This window comes from Amycolatopsis sp. NPDC104819, assembly GCF_055583145.1.
Genome location: NZ_JBVJON010000001.1, coordinates 786392 through 803877 on the forward strand (window position 1 = coordinate 786392; position 17486 = coordinate 803877).

Annotated in this window: 17 protein-coding genes and 2 pseudogenes; 15 read left to right on the forward strand and 4 right to left on the reverse strand. The window is 71.3% G+C overall.

Annotated features, from left to right (window positions below; all coding sequences use genetic code 11):
- Positions 1-92: 92 nt before the first annotated feature.
- The 8 genes and pseudogenes from ACZ63E_RS03980 (at position 93) to folK (ending at position 7656) form a co-directional block, all read left to right on the forward strand.
- A complete protein-coding gene (locus ACZ63E_RS03980; RefSeq protein ID WP_465334089.1) occupies positions 93-878 on the forward strand; it encodes an ESX secretion-associated protein EspG in 786 nt (261 codons plus the stop codon).
- A 123-nt stretch (positions 879-1001) separates the two neighbouring features.
- Entirely contained in the window at positions 1002-1817 is an 816-nt protein-coding gene (locus tag ACZ63E_RS03985; RefSeq protein WP_465334090.1) for an ESX secretion-associated protein EspG, read from the forward strand.
- A 202-nt stretch (positions 1818-2019) separates the two neighbouring features.
- Positions 2020-4416 carry an ATP-dependent zinc metalloprotease FtsH gene (gene ftsH, locus ACZ63E_RS03990; RefSeq protein ID WP_465334092.1) on the forward strand — a complete coding sequence of 799 codons (2397 nt, stop codon included), beginning with the start codon at positions 2020-2022 and terminating at the stop codon, positions 4414-4416.
- Positions 4385-4657 (forward strand): annotated as a pseudogene (locus tag ACZ63E_RS03995) (GTP cyclohydrolase I); the annotation flags it as partial. The gene ftsH and the pseudogene ACZ63E_RS03995, both read left to right, overlap by 32 nt.
- Before the next feature lie 972 nt (positions 4658-5629).
- Positions 5630-5974, forward strand: a pseudogene (gene folE, locus ACZ63E_RS04000) (GTP cyclohydrolase I); the annotation flags it as partial.
- Between the two features lie 35 nt (positions 5975-6009).
- On the forward strand, positions 6010-6816 hold the full coding sequence (gene folP / locus ACZ63E_RS04005; RefSeq protein WP_465334094.1) for a dihydropteroate synthase: 807 nt from the start codon (positions 6010-6012) through the stop codon (positions 6814-6816).
- Positions 6809-7168 (forward strand): dihydroneopterin aldolase, encoded by a 360-nt coding sequence (folB, locus tag ACZ63E_RS04010; protein ID WP_465334096.1) that lies wholly within the window; start codon positions 6809-6811, stop codon positions 7166-7168. Before folP ends, folB begins: the two co-directional genes overlap by 8 nt.
- Entirely contained in the window at positions 7165-7656 is a 492-nt protein-coding gene (folK, locus tag ACZ63E_RS04015; protein WP_465334097.1) for a 2-amino-4-hydroxy-6-hydroxymethyldihydropteridine diphosphokinase, read from the forward strand. The genes folB and folK overlap by 4 nt, the downstream gene beginning before the upstream one ends.
- Before the next feature lie 78 nt (positions 7657-7734).
- On the opposite strand, the gene ACZ63E_RS04020 is transcribed toward folK, so the two are convergent.
- Entirely contained in the window at positions 7735-8670 is a 936-nt protein-coding gene (locus ACZ63E_RS04020; protein ID WP_465334098.1) for a helix-turn-helix domain-containing protein, read from the reverse strand.
- Positions 8671-8789: 119 nt separating this feature from the next.
- On the opposite strand from ACZ63E_RS04020, the gene ACZ63E_RS04025 reads away from it, so the two are divergent.
- From ACZ63E_RS04025 to ACZ63E_RS04055, 7 genes are all read left to right on the forward strand, one after another.
- Entirely contained in the window at positions 8790-9251 is a 462-nt protein-coding gene (locus ACZ63E_RS04025; RefSeq protein ID WP_465301319.1) for a DUF3180 domain-containing protein, read from the forward strand.
- A gap of 69 nt (positions 9252-9320) precedes the next feature.
- Positions 9321-11576, forward strand: a complete 2256-nt coding sequence (locus ACZ63E_RS04030; protein WP_465334099.1) for a DUF6779 domain-containing protein — start codon at positions 9321-9323, stop codon at positions 11574-11576.
- Positions 11577-11718: 142 nt separating this feature from the next.
- Complete coding sequence (locus ACZ63E_RS04035) at positions 11719-12822, forward strand: PrsW family intramembrane metalloprotease (protein ID WP_465334370.1); 1104 nt, start codon at positions 11719-11721, stop codon at positions 12820-12822.
- A gap of 89 nt (positions 12823-12911) precedes the next feature.
- The gene (locus ACZ63E_RS04040) at positions 12912-13871 is read left to right on the forward strand and encodes a Rossmann-like and DUF2520 domain-containing protein (RefSeq protein ID WP_465334371.1); all 960 of its coding nucleotides are present in this window, start codon (positions 12912-12914) and stop codon (positions 13869-13871) included.
- Positions 13868-14773, forward strand: coding sequence for a pantoate--beta-alanine ligase (panC, locus tag ACZ63E_RS04045; RefSeq protein ID WP_465334101.1), 906 nt, complete (start codon positions 13868-13870; stop codon positions 14771-14773). The genes ACZ63E_RS04040 and panC overlap by 4 nt, the downstream gene beginning before the upstream one ends.
- A 9-nt stretch (positions 14774-14782) precedes the next feature.
- Positions 14783-15280 carry an aspartate 1-decarboxylase gene (gene panD, locus ACZ63E_RS04050; RefSeq protein ID WP_465334102.1) on the forward strand — a complete coding sequence of 166 codons (498 nt, stop codon included), beginning with the start codon at positions 14783-14785 and terminating at the stop codon, positions 15278-15280.
- Between the two features lie 5 nt (positions 15281-15285).
- The gene (locus tag ACZ63E_RS04055; RefSeq protein ID WP_465334104.1) at positions 15286-16062 is read left to right on the forward strand and encodes a type III pantothenate kinase; all 777 of its coding nucleotides are present in this window, start codon (positions 15286-15288) and stop codon (positions 16060-16062) included.
- A gap of 24 nt (positions 16063-16086) precedes the next feature.
- Here the strand turns inward: ACZ63E_RS04055 and ACZ63E_RS04060 are convergent, their stop codons facing one another.
- The 3 genes from ACZ63E_RS04060 to ACZ63E_RS04070 are packed head-to-tail and all read right to left on the reverse strand — an operon-like array spanning position 16087 to position 17486.
- Positions 16087-16488, reverse strand: coding sequence for a DUF6640 family protein (locus tag ACZ63E_RS04060; RefSeq protein WP_465334105.1), 402 nt, complete (start codon positions 16486-16488; stop codon positions 16087-16089).
- Between the two features lie 33 nt (positions 16489-16521).
- Positions 16522-16764, reverse strand: coding sequence for a DMT family transporter (locus ACZ63E_RS04065; RefSeq protein WP_465334106.1), 243 nt, complete (start codon positions 16762-16764; stop codon positions 16522-16524).
- Positions 16737-17486: a class I SAM-dependent methyltransferase gene (locus ACZ63E_RS04070; protein WP_465334108.1), complete on the reverse strand. Its 750-nt coding sequence runs from the start codon at positions 17484-17486 to the stop codon at positions 16737-16739. Before ACZ63E_RS04070 ends, ACZ63E_RS04065 begins: the two co-directional genes overlap by 28 nt.

Consider the following 17486-nt stretch of genomic DNA (forward strand, 5'->3'; position numbering starts at 1 on the left):
GGTGGGGCAAGGGAAAAAAAAAACTCTTTGTCTCTCGCGGGTCCGCCCCCCCCCCCCCCCCCCCCGGCCCGGTTTCTCCTGGGGGTGGCTCGATGCCGAACGCTGAGCTGCTCACCCCGGCCGAGGTCGACTTCCTGTGGGAGTCCGCCGGACTGGGCGAGCTGCCGTACCCGCTGCGCGTCCGGTCGCACGGGGAAACCGCCGACGAGCGGTCGCTGCTGCGCCGTCGCACGTTGGAGGGGCTCGCCGCGCGCGGGCTCGCCGACGGCCGCGGCCGCCCGGAACCGCACGTCGAGGACTACTTCGGGGTATTGGCGACGCCCGAGCTGAGCCTGGACGCGATCCAGCTGATCGCCCCGGACGCCGAACCGCTGCTCGCGGTGGCCGGTGTGCTGGGCGGCCAGGGGCTGCTGGCCGTCCAGGACACCCGCGGCCTGCACCTGCAGCCGTGCCCGGCGGACGGCCTGGCGAGCGCGATCGTGTCCTTGTTGCCGGGCGCCCCGCGCGGCAGCGAGAAGTCGATCACCGTGCCGCTGGAGCAGCTGGTCGGCTCGCACGGCGTCGACTTCCTGCAGCGCCGCAGCAACGGCGAGGAACGTGCCGGCGCGGACGACGACCGCAAGGCACTGGCCCGGCTGCACGCCCAGCCCCGCCTGCGCGGCGGCCAGATCGCGGCGAACGCGCGGTCCCGGATGGGCGGCCGCACCCGCACCCCGGTGCTGAGCTGGTTCGACACGGAGTCGGGCCGCTACTTCACCCAGGCGACCCAGGGCCGCGACGGCCGCGACTGGATCACGATCGCCCCGGCCGACGCGGCGACGTTGCGCCACCGGCTCGGTGAGATGCTCGCCGGAGCGGCGACCACCAGCACGGTCTGACGACGCGGCCGTTCACGCTCTCTGCCAAGATCAGGCCCGGCTTCTCCGAGCGTGCCCAGTCCGACGATCACTTTTTGTCGGTGGTGCGGGCTACGCTGAGCAAGAATCCGATCCGGGAGAGTAGTGATGCAAGAGTTCTTCTCGCCACTGGCGTTCGACTTCCTCTGGGAGTCGGCGCAGGTCGGGGAGCTGCCGTACCCGCTGCTGGTCCGGTCGCACGGCGCGACCGAGGACGAGCGAGTCTCGCTGCGCCACCGCACCGACGCCGAGCTGAAGGCCCGGGGCGTCCGCGACCCGCGCGGCCGGCTCGCGCCGCCGATCGAAGACGCCCTCCACCTGCTGGCCTTCGCCCCGCTGACCATCGACGCGCTGCACATCCCGCAGTTCGAAGCGCCGACGATCGGCGTGCTCGCGGCCGCCGACGAGACCCAGGGGGTGCTCGCGGTCCAGGACGCCGACGGCATCTGGCTGCGGGACGTCCCGCGGGACGGCCTGGTCTCCGCCGTCGTCGGGGTGCTGCCCGCCGGCCCGCGCGGCAGCGAGGCGTCGGTCACACTCCCGCTGGACGACGCCCTGCGCACCGCGCCGATCCGCATCCCGGTATCGCTCCCGGCGAACGCGGGCGAGGAGCGGGGCAAGGCGCGCCGGACGCCGTTGAGCGAACGGACCACGGCCGACCCGCGCGAGGCGTACGGGCGGATCGCCGGGCAGCCGCGGATGCGGGGCGGTCAGCTGGCGGCGAACAGCCGTTCGCAGGTCGGGGCCAAACAACGGTCCCGGGTCCTGGCCTGGTTCGACACCGCGACCGGGCGGTACCTGAGCGTCTCCCGCGCAGGTACGGACGGCCGGGAGTGGGTCACCGTGGCGCCGGCCGACCCGAAGACACTGCGGACCCGGCTGGGCGAGATGGTGAACAGTGTGTCGGACGGCACGCGATAGCGTGACGAGGGTGCAGGCCGAACGGGAACCCGGACGCGGTATCGCCCGTTGACCTGCGAGAGGCTCACAGGGGATGAACGCGGCAGCGGACGGTACCCTGGTGGGACGGGTGTCCAGGCACCGCGGGTTGTCAAGATCGTGATGGCGGGTATCACAGGAGCCGCCCAACCAGGGAGGGTCGAGGCCACCAGGGCCGAGTCGTATGAACCGGAAGAGCGTGCTCAGGAACCCACTGCTGTGGATCGTCGCGGGGTTGCTGGCGTTGTTCGCGTACAACACGATCTTCGACAGTGATCGTGGGTACACCCAGGCACCCATCTCGGTGGCGAACTCCCAGATCACCACGAACAACGTCAAGGAAGCGAGCCTCGAGGACAAGGAACAGCAGGTCAAGCTGCTCCTCTCGAAGCCGATCGACGTCGACGGGCAGCAGACCACCCAGATCATCGCGCAGTACCCGGCCAACGCGTCGCTTGAGATCTACGACAAGCTGCTGGCCGCGAAGAACGGTGACGCCGGGGTCAAGTTCACCACCAAGGTCACCCAGCAGGGCGTGCTGACGCAGATCCTCATCTTCGCCATCCCGCTCGCCCTCGTGCTGGGCCTGCTGATGTGGATGATGAACAACGCCCAAGGCGGCGGCAACCGCGTCCTCAACTTCGGCAAGTCCAAGGCCAAGCAGCTGAACAAGGACATGCCCAAGACGACCTTCGGGGACGTCGCGGGCGCCGACGAGGCCGTCGAAGAGCTGTACGAGATCAAGGATTTCCTCCAGAACCCGGCGCGATATCAGGCGCTCGGCGCGAAGATCCCGAAGGGCGTCCTGCTCTACGGGCCGCCCGGCACCGGTAAAACGCTGCTCGCGCGAGCCGTCGCCGGCGAAGCGGGCGTGCCGTTCTACACGATCTCCGGCTCGGACTTCGTCGAGATGTTCGTCGGTGTCGGCGCGTCGCGAGTGCGTGACCTGTTCGAACAGGCCAAGCAGAACGCGCCGTGCATCATCTTCGTCGACGAGATCGACGCGGTCGGCCGCCAGCGCGGCGCCGGCCTCGGCGGCGGGCACGACGAGCGCGAGCAGACGCTGAACCAGCTGCTCGTCGAGATGGACGGCTTCGACGCCCGCGGCGGGATCATCCTGATCGCGGCCACCAACCGGCCGGACATCCTCGACCCGGCGCTGCTGCGCCCGGGCCGGTTCGACCGGCAGATCCCGGTGTCCGCGCCCGACCTGCGCGGCCGCAAGGCGATCCTCGAGGTGCACGCCAAGGGCAAGCCGATCGCCCAGGGCACCGACCTCACGAGCCTGGCCAAGCGCACCGTCGGCATGTCCGGCGCCGACCTGGCGAACGTGCTCAACGAGGCCGCGCTGCTCACCGCCCGCCAGAACGGGCACGTGATCAACGACGCCGCGCTGGAGGAGTCGGTCGACCGCGTGGTCGGCGGGCCGGCGCGCAAGAGCCGGATCATCTCCGAGAAGGAGAAGAAGATCACGGCCTACCACGAGGGCGGGCACGCGCTCGCCGCGTGGGCGATGCCGGACATCGAACCGGTCTACAAGCTGACGATCCTGCCGCGCGGGCGCACCGGCGGGCACGCCCTGCTCGTCCCCGAGGACGACAAGGACCTGATGACCCGCTCCGAGATGATCGGGCGGCTGGTCTTCGCGATGGGTGGCCGCACGGCGGAGGAGCTCGTCTTCCACGAGCCCACCACCGGCGCGTCGGCCGACATCGAGCAGGCGACGAAGATCGCCCGCGCGATGGTCACCGAGTACGGCATGAGCGCCCGGCTCGGCGCGGTCAAGTACGGCCAGGAGCAGGGTGACCCGTTCCTCGGCCGCTCGGCCGGCCGTCAGGCGGACTACTCGCTCGAGGTGGCGCACGAGATCGACGAGGAGGTGCGCAAGCTCATCGAGACCGCGCACACCGAGGCGTGGCACGTGCTCAACACCTACCGCGACGTGCTCGACGAGCTGGTCATCGAGCTCCTGGAGAAGGAGACGCTGACCCGCAAGGACCTGGAGCGGATCTTCGCGACGGTCGAGAAGCGCCCGCACATCACCGTGTTCAACGAGTTCGGTGAGCGGACGCCGTCGGACAAGCCGCCGATCAAGACCCCGGGCGAGCTGGCGATGGAGCGCGGCGAGCCGTGGCCGCCGCCGGAGAAGGAGAAGCCGGTCCTCAAGCCGGAGCCGACCCCGGTCGGCACGGCCCAGGGCGCGGGCGACCTGCCCGGCGGGCCGCCGTACCCGACCCCGGCGGACCCGAACGCCAACCCGTACGCCCCGCCGGCCCCGGGCGCCTACCCGAACGGCGGCCGTCCCTACGGCGGCCCGAACGGTGGCCCCAACGGCTCGGCGCACTGGCCGCAGACCTACGGCGGCCAGCCGGGCGGCCCGGCGGGCCAGAGCGGCCCGCCGAACTACGGCGCCCCTCCGGGCTGGACGCCCGCGACCTCGCCGGGCGGTCAGCCGGGCCAGTCGTGGCGGCCCGGTGGCGACGAACGTCCTCGCGAGCACGGCTGGTTCGCCGATCAAGCGGGCAACCAGCAGAGCGAGGGGGAGCGGCGTGACCCGGACGGACCCGACAAGTCCCAGTGACGCCGACCGCCCGGTCTTCGACCAGGACCGGGCGGAGAAGGCGATCCGCGAGCTCCTTTTGGCGTGCGGCGAAGACCCGGAGCGGGATGGTCTCAAGGACACTCCCGCCCGGGTCGCCCGGGCGTACCGCGAGATGTTCGCCGGGCTGTACACCGAGCCGGACTCGGTGCTGGACCGCACCTTCGACGAGTCCCACGAAGAGCTGGTGCTCGTCACGGACATCCCGATGTACAGCCAGTGCGTGCCGAGCAAGCAGACGGTGAACACGGTCGGCGGCCGCAAGCAGGCGGCCGAGGTCCAGGTGGGCGACAAGCTCTGGACGCTCGTCGGCGGCAACGTCGAGGAGACCGAGGTCACCGAGATCAGCTCGCACCAGACGCGTGAGCTGGTCGAGGTGAAGACCGCGGCCGGCAAGTTCCAGGTCACCCCCGACCATCCGCTGGCGACGCCCGAAGGCTGGAAGGAAGCCAAGGACGTCGAGGGCACGTTCATCGAATGGACCCACGCGCGGAAGCTCAGCCGGGACCGCTGGCGGCCAACGCTCGGGTACGACTTCGGCTACGTCGTCGGCACGGTCTGCGCCGACGGAACGGTCGCCGACCGCTATGTGTCTCTCGTTGTCAACGACCGGGACTACGCGAAGAAGTTCGCCGAGTCCCTGCACCGCGCCTTCGGGATCAACGCGAAGGTCGAGCCGATTTCGCGCCCGTCGGGCTACCTGGGGCGCGACCTTCCCGGATTCCGGGTGCGGGTCGTGTCTTCGTTCCTCGCCGACCTGATGCGCCAGTACGTCGGCGGCGACGCCCACCACCAGCGTCAGCGGTTCCCGATGGTGGTCCTCAACGACTTGTCGACCTTCAACGGCTTCCTCGACGGTTATGTCGACGGCGACGGGCACCGCAACAAGAGCTCTGCGGGAAGGATCATCGCGAGCGCGAACACGCCGTTCCTCGAGGATCTGGCCACCGTGATCGGCGCCCGATTCACCGCGAACACCGGCGGTATCGCGTCCCGGCTCTACGTCGCCGACAGCTGGTTCCGGAAACACGGATTCCCGCAGGACGACTACGCGACCGACCTCATCGAGTCGGAGTACGTGCAGGTCGAGTCGGTGACTCCCGTGACAGCGACCGGCGCGAAGCCCTATACTGTTTACAGCTTCAAATGTGATCCGCATCCGACTTTTTTGATTTCCGGGCATTTGACGCATAACTGTGAACACCATTTAGTGCCATTTCATGGTGTTGCTCATGTCGGGTACATCCCCAACGCCGCCGGCAAGGTCACCGGCCTCTCGAAGCTCGCCCGCCTGGTCGACCTCTACGCCAAGCGCCCCCAGGTCCAAGAGCGCCTCACCTCCCAGGTGGCCGACGCTCTCGTGCGGAAGCTCGAACCCCGCGGCGTCATCGTCGTGATCGAAGCCGAACACCTCTGCATGGCCATGCGGGGCATTCGCAAGCCCGGCGCTCGCACCACCACCTCCGCCGTCCGCGGGCAGCTGAAGAACTCGCCGTCGTCGCGGGCGGAGGCGCTGGATCTGATCAAGGCACGCCGGTGAGTGTGGGGCTTCCCGCTCCCGGGCGGTGTGTCGTGATGGGCGTGCTGAACGTGACGCCGGATTCCTTTTCGGACGGTGGCCGGTACCTCGGGCTCGACCAGGCGCTGGAGCACGCCCGGGAGATGTGGGCGCGCGGTGCCGACCTGATCGACGTCGGGGGTGAGTCCACCCGGCCCGGTGCGGAGCGGGTGGATGCCGAGACCGAGCTTCAGCGGGTCATCCCGGTGATCCGCACGCTCGCCGGTGAGGGCATCCAGCTGTCGGTCGACACCACGCGTGCCTCCGTTGCCGCCGCGGCGCTCGAAGCCGGGGCGAGGGTCATCAACGACGTCTCGGGTGGGCTGGCCGATCCGGACATGGTCCGGGTCGCCGCCGATACCGGTGTGCCGTGGGTGCTGATGCACTGGCGGGGGCACAGCAGCACCATGCAGGCCCTCGCCGAGTACGAAGACGTCGTCGCCGATGTCCGGTCGGAGCTGCTGTCCAGAGTGGACGAAGCGCTCGCGGGCGGGGTGGCGGAAAGCGCCATCGTGCTGGATCCCGGGCTCGGCTTCGCCAAGAACGCCGAGCACGACTGGGCGTTGCTGCGGGGCCTGGACTCGCTGCTCTCCCTGGGTTTCCCGGTGCTCGTCGGCGCCTCGCGCAAGCGGTTTCTCGGCCGGCTGTTGTCCGAAAAGGACGGTACGCCGCGTTCGCCGGACGGCCGTGAGGACGCGACCGCGGCGATCTCCGCGCTCGCCGCGGCCGCCGGCGCGTGGGGCGTGCGGGTGCACGAGGTCGGGGCGTCGCTGGACGCGGTCACGGTGGCCGCCGCGTGGTGGAAGGGTTCGCCGGATGTCTGACCGGATCACGCTGACCGGCCTGCGCGTGTTCGGCCACCACGGGGTGTTCGAGCACGAGAAGCGCGACGGCCAGGAGTTCGTCGTCGACATCACGGTGTGGCTGGACCTCGGTCCGGCCGCCGCGACCGACGACCTGAAGCAGACGCTGCACTACGGCGAGCTGGCCGAGCTGGCGGCGGGGATCGTCGCGGGTGAGCCGTACGACCTCATCGAGAGCGTCGCGGGCAAGATCGCCGACGCGGTGCTGCGTGACAACCGGCTCGGCGCGGTGGAGGTGACGGTGCACAAGCCGTCGGCCCCGATCCCGCTGACCTTCGACGACGTGGCCGTCACGGTCCGGCGCGAGCGATGAGCCGGGCCGTCCTTTCGCTGGGCTCGAACCTCGGTGACCGGCTCGGGTTCCTGAAGCTGGCGCTCGACGCCGTCCGGCCGGCGCTGGTCGTGGTGTCGAGCGTGTACGAGACGAAGGCGTGGGGCGTCGAGGACCAGCCGGACTTCCTGAACGCGCTCTGCGTCGTCGACGACCCGGCCCGCGACCACTGGGCGTGGCTGCGCACGGGCCAGGCCGCGGAGCAGGCGGCCGGCCGCGTCCGCGAGCAGCGGTGGGGCCCGCGCACCCTGGATGTCGACGTCGTCACGGTCGACGGTGTGACGTCCGCCGACCCGGAGCTGCTCCTCCCGCACCCGGGCACGCCGGACCGCGCGAGTGTGCTGGTGCCGTGGGTGGAGATCGAGCCGGACGCGGTCCTGCCGGGGAACGGGCCGATCGCCGAGCTGCTCGCGGCCCGGCCGGCGGAGGAGATCGCGACGGTCCGTCGGACGGACCTCGAGCTGCGCTGAAACGTGAATGATCGGTGAACCGGGGGTGTCCGTTACGGACTTCGCCGGACCGGTCGCCGAGGTGCGTCCCCGGTGCGGTCAGCCGCGCAGGGCGTCGATCATGAACCGGACCGCCGGCTGGGCCGTCGGCACCGGCGGCCAGTCGTTGATGATCGCCAGCAGCTGCCAGTAGCGCTCGGCGCGGGCGTCGCCGCTGGTGGCGAAGCGGTCGGCCATCTCCGTCCGGAACTCCGCCGACGCCGGGGCCTGGTCCGGCCGGGCCGTCGCGGCCGCGATCTCGGCCGCAAGCGTTTGCCCCGCCTCCGACGTCGGGGAGTCTCCGGCCGCCACGGCCGCTTCGGCGCGGGACACCCAGCCGGGCCAGTTCTGCTGCCAGGCCTCCGCCGGCTGCTGGAACTCGCCGTCCTCGATCTGCTGGGCCTGGGTTTCGCTCATCGTGCGGATCAGGGCGCGGAACTCCGGGTCCTGGACGAGCTCGGCGAACTCGATCCACGCCTCGAGCTGCTCGGGCGACGGGTCGTCCGGCAGCTCCGGCTTCCCGGCGCGCATGCGGCGGTAGAAGTCCTGGTCGATGTCGAGCCCGGCGACCATCTCGTCCCAGAACTCGTCGACCAGCCGCTTGCGCTCCTCGTCGGACATCGACGCGAGACGGTTCATCAGTTTCACTTCCTCCAGTTCGGAATCCCGTTTGGCCACCGCGCGCAGCACCGCCCGGCGCAGCCGGAGGCGCCGGATCTGCTCGTCGAGCGCCTCGACGTGCCGGGTCGCCAGCTCGCCGACCGTCGACGAGCGGGTCAGCGCGGCCGAGACGTCGGCGAGGCCCAGGCCCAGCTCGCGCAGGGTGCGAACCAGCTCCAGCCGAGCCATTGCCGCCGCGTCGTAGAGGCGGTAGCCGGCGTCGGTCCGCTCGGTCGGGGGCAGCAGGCCCTCGTCCGAGTAGAAGCGGATGGTCTTGACCGGCAGGCCGGTCCGCCGGGCCAGCTCGCCGATGGTGAAGGTCGCGGTGGTGCCCACTAGACGCATCTTGAACTCTCCAGTCGGGGGAGAGTCAAGGGTATTCGCCGGGGTCCGGGTGGCGAAGCCCCCCGGCCCGGGGCGGAGCCCCGGGTGGCGCAGCTCGGTACGGTTGGACCATGCACTTCACCCGGCCCCGAGACCTGGTGGTGGCCGGGCTGCTCGGCCTGGTCCTCGGGTACCTGCTCTTCCAGGTGGCCTACGGCTCCCTGCCGCAGCTGCCCCTGCTCGCCGGGGTCACCTTCGCCGTGCTGGCCGTCATCGAAGCCGTGCTCGCGTTCTCCATCCGGTCGCGGATCAAGAACGGCCGGGTGGTTGCCGCCATCGGGATCGCCCGATCGGTGGCCCTCGCGAAGGCTTCGTCACTCGCCGGAGCGTTCATGGGCGGCGCCTGGCTCGCGGCGCTCGCCTATCTTTTTCCCCGACGTGACGAACTCGTCGCCGCGGTGCTCGACACCCGGGCCGCGGTGGTCGGCGTCGTCTCCGCCGCACTGCTGGTCGCGGCCGGTTTGTGGCTCGAACACTGCTGCCGCACCCCGCGCGACCAAGATCGTGAGCGCACCCGCGGGACGACCGGTTAGCGCTCGATTCCCACCGCTCGCTGGACCGAGTAGGTCTCGTTCGGATTACGAGCAGGTACGGTGTCAGGCATGACCGGCGTGGGTGACGACTCGCGCGGCCGCCTTCTGGGCAGGCCGTGGCTAGTCGTCGGATTTGTCCTCGCCATCGGAGCCACCCTCGCACTGGTGCTCAGCGACGATCTCCGGTACCTCCGGCTTGCGATCGTCGCCGCCCTCTGGGCTGCCCTGATCGGCGCGTTCCTCGCCGTGAAGTACCGCAAGCACGCGGCACAGAGCGAGGACGCGGTCGCCGAGGCGCAGGCTGTGTACGAGTTGGAGCTGGAACGCGAGATCGCGGCCCGGCGCGAATACGAGCTGGAGGTGGAGGCCGAGAACCGCACCACGGCCGACTCCCGCAGCCGCGAGGAGCTGGAGGCGCTGCGCGCCGAGGTGTCCGCGCTGCGGGACAGCCTGCAGTCGCTGTTCGGCGGCGAGGTGCTGCTCGAACGCGTCGCGCTGACCGCGCAGGCGACCCGGATGCGCAAGGTCTCCGACGAGAACCGCCTGATCCCCGACAACGCCCCGAAGAAGAAGCCGGCCCAGCTGATGGCCGGGAAGAAGCCGGCCGAGGGCGAGCGGCCGACCGAGCTGATCGACCGCGTGCTGGACGAGCGCCGCCGCAAGGCGTCGAACGGCAAGCCCGCGAACGGCAAGGGCCTCGGCAAGGGCAAGGGCTTCGGCGGGAAGCCGGCCCCGAAGGCCCCGGCGAACGTCAACGCGCAGAGCACCCAGCAGATCGCCCGGCCGAAGCCGCTGAGCGAACGCCGTCCGCCGGTGCCGTCGGTCGACCCGGCGCTGAACGCCGCGCAGCGCGAGCTGAAGGCCGCCGAGCTGCGGGCCGAGGCGGCCCGCCGCCAGGCCGAGTCGCAGCCGATGCGGTTGCCGAAGCAGGACGAGGTCGCCCAGCAGCCCGAGCGCCGTCCCGACGCCGCCGCCGAGCCGACGCGCCAGGTGCCGCGGCCCGAGCCCAAGACCGAGATCCGGCGCCCGGAGCCGAAGACGGAGATCCGCCGTCCCGAGCCGCCGCCCGCCCGTCGCGCCGAGCTGTCCCGGCCGGCGATGCGGCCCGCCGAGATGTCGCGCCCCGACCTTCCCCGCGTCGACCCCGCGCGGCCGCCCGTGCGGCCCGCCGAAGTCTCGCGGTCGGACATCCCGCGTGTGGAACGGTCGATGCCGGCCATTCCGCGGGTGGAGATGTCGCGCCCGGACATCCCGCGCGTCGAGATGTCCCGGCCGGACATTCCGCGGGTCGAGCGGTCGATGCCCGCGATTCCGCGGGTGGAGATGTCACGCCCGGACATTCCGCGCGTCGAGATGTCCCGGCCGGATCTGCCCCGCGTCGGCGGCCAGCCGAACGGCGCGCCGCCCCGCAAGGCTCCCGAGCCGCCGCGGCCCGCGCCGGGACGGCCGACCGTGCCGCCCGCGAAGCCGTCCGAGATGTCCCGGTCGGACCTGCGGCCGGTGACCGACCTGAGCGCGGCCTTCCAGAACCGTGACGACTTCGCCGAGCGGCAGCGGCCGAACCGGCCGAAGCCGCCCGAGCCGAAGCCGGCCAAGCCGCCGATGCCGCGGGACGCCACGGCCTCGCGCAGCGATCTGCCGATCGTCCCGCCGACCACGCCGGTGCCGAGCAACGGCCCGTCGCGGCAGCAGCAGCCGTCGCGCACCGACCTGCCGCCGGTCGTGCCGCCGACCACGCCGGTCCCGGCCGCCGACGGCCGGCGTCCGTCGCGGCTGGAGCAGTTCTCGCGGGCCGACATGTCGCCGATCCTCGGCGAGCAGCAGCCGCCGCCCTCGGCGTCCCGGCACGGTGGTTCGCACCGCGCCCCCGCCGAGGCCGCCGCCCAGGCCGAAGCGCCGGTGGCGAACCCGACGCTCCCGGAGTCGGTGCGCAACTTCCAGGGCGGTTCCGGCGGCCGTCGCCGGAAGCCGGACGAGTCGCAGCAGATGCCCGCCGTGCCCGCCCCGGAGCCCTCGGGTGGCGGCCGTCGCCGTCGTCCGGACGGCGAACCGCCGGCGTGGGAAGGCATGGTCTCCGAGCGCGCGTCGATGTCGCGGCGCAACATGACCCCGGTCGACCCGGCGGACGTGCCGCAGAACGGCAACGGGCACAACGGCCACGGCCAGAACGGCCACAGCAACGGGCACGCCCGCAACGGCCACCGGACGCCCGAAGCCGCTCCGGGCAGCGGATCGCACACGGCCGGCCGGTCGGTGAGCGAGCTGCTGGCCGCGAACGGCGGCACGGGCTCGACGCCCCGCCGCCGCCGTCGCGCGGAGGACTGAGGTCTCCGCGCGACACATCGGGGCGCTGTGTGCCAGGTGGCGTTCCGGTTCGTGTCCGGTCTGCGTAGGGTGACCGGCTGTGAGCGGAACCCTCTCGCCCGCGACGGGACTGGATCGCGGACGGCGGCCTCGCCGGATCACCGTGCTGCTGCCGGTGCTCGGGCTGATCGTGGTGGCCCTGTGCGGCCTGTTCCTGTTCGGGCTCGTGACGGCGCGGGTCGGCCCGCTCGCCGTCGCGATCGGGGTGCTGGCCGCGCTGGTGCCGGTCGCCGCGGTGGTGGCCGGCTTCCTCTGGGTCGACCGCTGGGAGCCCGAGCCGGCGAAGTTCCTGCTGCTCGCGTTCGCGTGGGGCGCCTGCATCGCGACGATCACCGCGTTGCTCATCAACACGACCGCCGAAGCCGTCGGTGACGAGCTGCTGGGCACCGGCAGCGGCAACACGCTCGCCGCGCTGGTGTCCGCCCCGATCTTCGAAGAGGCCGCGAAGGCGCTGTTCGTCGTGCTCATCCTGTGGCGCCGGTCGAACGAGTTCGACGGGGTCGTGGACGGCGTCGTCTACGCCGGGTTCAGCGCCGCCGGCTTCGCGTTCACCGAGAACATCTACTACTTCGGCCGCGCCTTCAACGACTACGGCTTCGGCGACGGGCACAGCCAGGGTGTCATCACGGCGTTCTTCCTGCGTGGTGTGCTCGCGCCGTTCACGCACCCGCTGTTCGCGGTGCTCACCGGCATCGGGATCGGCATCGCCGCGCGGACGTCGACGAAGGTGTTGAAGGTCCTGGCGCCGATCGCCGGTTACCTGGCCGCGGTCTGCCTGCACGCGCTGTGGAACAGCGCCGCGCTGCTCGGCGGGTCGAAGTTCCTGACGGTCTACTTCCTGATCATGCTGCCGCTGTTCCTCGGGGTGGTCTACCTGGTCGTCCTACAGCGACGGCGGGAGCAGCGGATCATCGCCACCGCGCTGCCGCACATGGCCGCGGCGCGCTGGATCGCGCCGTCGGAGGTCGACCTGCTGGCCAGCCTGCCCGGGCGCCGCGCGTGGCGCCGCCAGGCGAAGCGCCAGTCCGGCAAGCAGGCCGCGAAGGCCGTCGCGCTCTACCAGGCCAGCGTCACGGAGCTCGCGTTCCTGGACCGGCGTGAGCTCACCACCGACACCGACCGGCAGCGCCAGCAGGAGCTGCTGCGCACGTTGAAGTCCGCCCGGGCGGAGGCGACGCGCCTCGCCGAAGAGGCCGCTCGCGGGTGACCCGGTCCGGGTGAAGCTGGTCACCCGGGTTCAACGGTTCGCGCTTAATCGAGTTAGTCTCGCGCCGTCGTCCGGTACCCGGAGCGGGACTGGAACGAGAGCAGAGGGAGTCTGCCAACCATGAGCGTCCACAGGCGCACGCCATGATGAGGCCCGCTCGCCTGGCGGTCGGGGTGGTGTCCGCCGGCCGGGTGGGGAGCGTGCTCGGCGCCGCGCTGGCCCGGGCGGGACACACGGTGGTCGCCGCGTCCGGCCTGTCCGCCGCTTCCCTGGCCAGGGCCGAACGGCTGCTGCCCGAAGTGCCCCTGCTGCCGCCCGACGAGACCGTCCGGCGGGCGGACCTGGTGCTGCTCGCCCTCCCCGACGACGCGCTCGCCGGCATGGTCCGCGGGCTCGTCGCCACGGAGTCGCTGCGGCCGGGCCAGATCGTCGTGCACACGTCCGGGGCGCAGGGCATCGACGTCCTCGCGCCCGCGGCCGAGGCCGGGGCGCTGCCGCTCGCGCTGCACCCGGTGATGACGTTCACCGGCCGCGAGGAGGACCTCGAGCGGCTGGCGGCGTGCAGCATCGGCGTCACGGCGACGGCGGACGACGAAGCGGCCTGGAACGTCGGCGAGGCGCTCGCCGTCGAGATGGGCGCCGAGCCGGTGCGCATCCCCGACTCCGCGCGAGCGCTCTACCACGCTGCGTTGACCCACGGCGCGAACCACCTGATGACGCTGGTCGCGGACTGCGCGGAAGTCTTGCGTGAAGCCGGAATCGGGCAATCCGAACGCCTGGTCGCACCACTGCTTTCGGCCGCGTTGGATAATGTGCTCCGGCACGGCGACCGCGCGCTCACCGGTCCGGTCGCGCGTGGCGACGTCGGCACCGTCCGCAAGCACCTCGAGGTGCTCGCGGACCGGGCGCCGGACGTGGCGCCGGCCTACCGGGCGCTGGCCAAGCGCACGGTCGCGCGTTCTTCGGCGGCCGGGCTGCTGGACACCGCGGCCGCCAAAGAACTCAACGACTTCCTCGACGATCCCGCCGAAGGGCACCCAGACCAGTGACCACACCGAAATTCCGTCGCGGCACGCTGAACACGTTCGCGGCCCCCGAGCAGATGAGCCAGGTCAGCAAGGCCCTGCACGGCGTCGGCCGCAAGCTCGCGCTCGTGCCGACCATGGGCGCGCTGCACGCCGGGCACCGCGAGCTGATCCGCCGCGCGAAGCGGCTGCCGAACAACGTCGTGGCGACCTCGATCTTCGTCAACCCGCTGCAGTTCGGCGAGGGTGAGGACTTCGAGGCGTACCCGCGGCCGCTGGAGGCCGACCTGGCCGTGCTGGGCGAGGACGGCGTCGAAATCGCGTTCACGCCCAGCGCCGATGCGCTCTACGGCGAAGGCGCCGTCGTGACCGTGCACCCCGGCCCGCTCGGCGACGAGCTGGAGGGCGCTGTCCGGCCCGGTCACTTCGCCGGCGTGCTCACCGTCGTCGCGAAGCTGTTCAACCTGCTTCGCCCGGACTACGCGCTCTTCGGTGAGAAGGACTACCAGCAGCTGGTCCTGATCAAGCGGATGGTGCGGGACCTGAACATCGACACGCACGTCATCGGCGTCCCGACCGTGCGGGAGCGCGACGGGCTGGCGCTGTCGTCGCGCAACGTCTACCTGACGCCTGAGCAGCGCGAAGACGCCATCGTCCTGTCGGCCGCCCTGACCGCGGGGGCGTTCGTCGGCCGGGACGGGGCCGGCGCGGTCCTGGAGACCGCCTGGAAGACCCTCGCCGCGCGGCCCGCGGTCGAGGTGGATTATCTGGAGTTGAGGGGAACCGACCTCGGGCCCGCGCCCGTCGACGGTGAGGCACGACTGTTGATCGCGGCCCGGGTGGGGAGTACCCGGCTGATCGACAACGTCCCGGTGTTGCTCGGCGCCGCCGTCGAGCACCCGGAGCGGCTGGACGCAGGGGAATAGGAGTCCACGATGTTTCGCACCATGCTCAAATCGAAGATCCACCGCGTCACCGTCACCCAGGCCGACCTGCACTACGTCGGCTCGGTGACCGTCGACGAGGACCTGATGGAGGCCGCGGACCTGCTGCCCGGCGAGCAGGTGTCCATTGTGGACGTCACCAACGGCGCCCGGCTGGAGACCTACGTCATCAAGGGCGAACGCGGCAGCGGGGTCCTCGGCATCAACGGCGCCGCGGCGCACCTGGTGCACCCGGGTGACCTGGTCATCCTCATCTCGTACGGCCAGATGGAGGACGCCGAGGCCGCGACGTACGAGCCGCGCGTGGTGTTCGTCGACGCGGACAACCGGATCGTCCACCGGCACACCGACCCCGGCCACGCGCCGGAGGGCTCCGGGCTGCTGTCCGGCACGGTGACGCTGCCGCCGGAGGAGGAGACGGCGGTGTTCCCGGTCGCGGAGACGGCGGACGCGCGCCGCCTCGACGCGCTGCTGCACGCGGAAAGCTGACCGGCTTGCTGCTCACCGTCGACGTCGGCAACACGAACATCGTGCTGGGGCTGTACTCCGGCAGCACGCTCGTCGGCGACTGGCGCATGCGCACGGACGCGCGCATGACGGCCGACGAGCTGGCGTTGATGGTGCGCGGCCTGCTGGGCCCGCACGCGGACTCCGTCACGGGCATCAGCGCGTTGTCGACGGTCCCGGCGGTGTTGCGCGAGCTGCGGGTGATGCTCGCGCGGTACTACGACGGCGTGCCGAAGATCGTGGTGGAGCCGGGGGTCCGCACGGGCGTGGCCCTGCTGGTGGACAACCCGAAGGAGGTGGGCGCGGACCGGCTGGTGAACACGCTGGCCGCGCACCACCTCCACGACACGGCGTGTGTGGTGGTCGACTTCGGCACCTCGACGAACGTGGACGCGATTTCCGCCCGGGGCGAGTTCCTGGGCGGGGCTTTTGCACCGGGCATCGAGATCTCGGTGGACGCGCTGGCGTTGCGCGCGGCGGCGTTGCGGAAGGTCGAGCTGGTGCCGCCGCGGTCGGTGATCGGGAAGAACACCGTGGAGTGCCTGCAGTCGGGGATTCTGTACGGGTTCGCGGGCCAGGTGGACGGGCTGGTCCGGCGGATCGTCCGCGAGCTGGCCCCGGGTGGGACGGAACCGGTGGCGGTGCTGGCCACGGGCGGGTTGGCCCCGCTGGTGATCGAGGAGTCGGAGACGATCACGGATCACGTGCCGGATTTGACGTTGCTCGGGTTGCGGCTGGTGTACGAGCGCAACATCCGGGCCTGACGCGGGGCTGCCCGCTCACCACGGTCAGCCGCGGGACAGCCGGCGTCGCTCCAACACGTACCCCACCGCAGTCAGCGCCAACGCCGGGAAAGCCACCTTCGCCTGCGGAAACTTCTCCTCCCCCGGCGGATCCACCGCCTTCGACCCCGGATAAGCCAGCGCCGAGATCTGCGTCACCCAGTACAGCGACGCCAGCGCCGCCCCCGCGTCGAGGCCGGCGCGGGTGGGTGCGCGCCACAGCTGCCAGAGGCTGGTGATCCCCAGGCCCAGCCCGAGGCTCATCGTCTGGCCGTTGTGGAACTTCGCGTGCGGAGGCCACGCGGGGTTCTTCACGTGGGTCTCGTTCCAGTCGGCGCGGTACGGACCCGCCGCCGTCACCAGTGACACCAGCGAGATCAGTGCCCGCCCCCAAGGTTTCTTCGCCATCCGGCCAGTATGAAACCTCCATATTGGTGGAGGTCAATGCAGCAGTTTCAGCCCGACGACGCCCGCGACGATCAGCGCCAGGCAGGCGATCCGCAGCGTCGTCGCCGGGTCGCCGAGGGCGACCATGCTGAGCAGGAGCGCGGCCGCCCAGAAGGATTTCGGACAGGTCGAGGATGAGCCAGGACGCTCGTCCGGAGCATCCGGGGGATACCGCTTCCGAAGCCAGCACGCCGCCATGACAAAAAATGTCAACGGCGTCGCGCGCGCAGGGCCCACGTGATCAATGGCAGGTCGAACTCGCCGTTCGCGGTCTCCGGATTCGCCGCGAGGAACTCGCGCAGCCGGGTCAGCAACGCGGAAGACTCCTCGGGCGACGACACGATCACGAGGGAATACGTCGCGATGGTTTCGACGAGGCTCTCCGCCGTCCGGCGTTGCCGATGGCGAAACCGGTCGCTTTCGAACGGCTCGAAGGCCGTGTGCTCCACTTGGCGTAAATCGTCGGTCGACGCCGGCTTGCGGGCGCCGTCGCGGCCCAGTTCGGTGAACTTCGCCACCCACGGCACCGAATCGTCTTCGTAGTTCCACATCGGGACGAGCACGCCGCCCGGCCGCAGCACCCGCGCGATCTCCGTCATCGCCGCGGGCACGTCGAACCAATGGAACGCCTGGCCGACGAATACCGCGTCGACGTCGCCGTCGGGCAACGGGATCCGTTCCGCCTGGCCCGCCAGCGACGTCGCCGCCGGGACGCGCCGGCCGAGTTCGGCGCGCATTTCCACGTCGGGTTCGACCGCGGTGACGTCGAGGCCGAGCCCGGTCAGGCCGAGGGTGAGCTTGCCGGTTCCGGCGCCGAGGTCGAGCACCCGGCGCGGGGTTCCGGTGGCGCCGGAAAGGCCCCATTCGATCGCCTCCCGCGGGTAGCCGGGCCGGTGCTCGGCGTATGCGGTGGCTCGGCTGCCGAAGGAAGAAGCCCGTTGGGCGCGAAGGTCGCTCAC

Bases quoted from the DNA above. Each gene is read 5' to 3' on its own strand.
- ACZ63E_RS04030 (WP_465334099.1), top strand. From the start codon at position 9,321: ATGACCGGCGTGGGTGACGACTCGCGCGGCCGCCTTCTGGGCAGGCCG.
- ftsH (WP_465334092.1), top strand. From the start codon at position 2,020: ATGAACCGGAAGAGCGTGCTCAGGAACCCACTGCTGTGGATCGTCGCG.
- ACZ63E_RS04060 (WP_465334105.1), bottom strand. From the start codon at position 16,488: ATGGCGAAGAAACCTTGGGGGCGGGCACTGATCTCGCTGGTGTCACTG.
- panD (WP_465334102.1), top strand. From the start codon at position 14,783: ATGTTTCGCACCATGCTCAAATCGAAGATCCACCGCGTCACCGTCACC.
- ACZ63E_RS04025 (WP_465301319.1), top strand. From the start codon at position 8,790: ATGCACTTCACCCGGCCCCGAGACCTGGTGGTGGCCGGGCTGCTCGGC.
- folP (WP_465334094.1), top strand. From the start codon at position 6,010: ATGGGCGTGCTGAACGTGACGCCGGATTCCTTTTCGGACGGTGGCCGG.
- folB (WP_465334096.1), top strand. From the start codon at position 6,809: ATGTCTGACCGGATCACGCTGACCGGCCTGCGCGTGTTCGGCCACCAC.
- ACZ63E_RS03980 (WP_465334089.1), top strand. From the start codon at position 93: ATGCCGAACGCTGAGCTGCTCACCCCGGCCGAGGTCGACTTCCTGTGG.
- folK (WP_465334097.1), top strand. From the start codon at position 7,165: ATGAGCCGGGCCGTCCTTTCGCTGGGCTCGAACCTCGGTGACCGGCTC.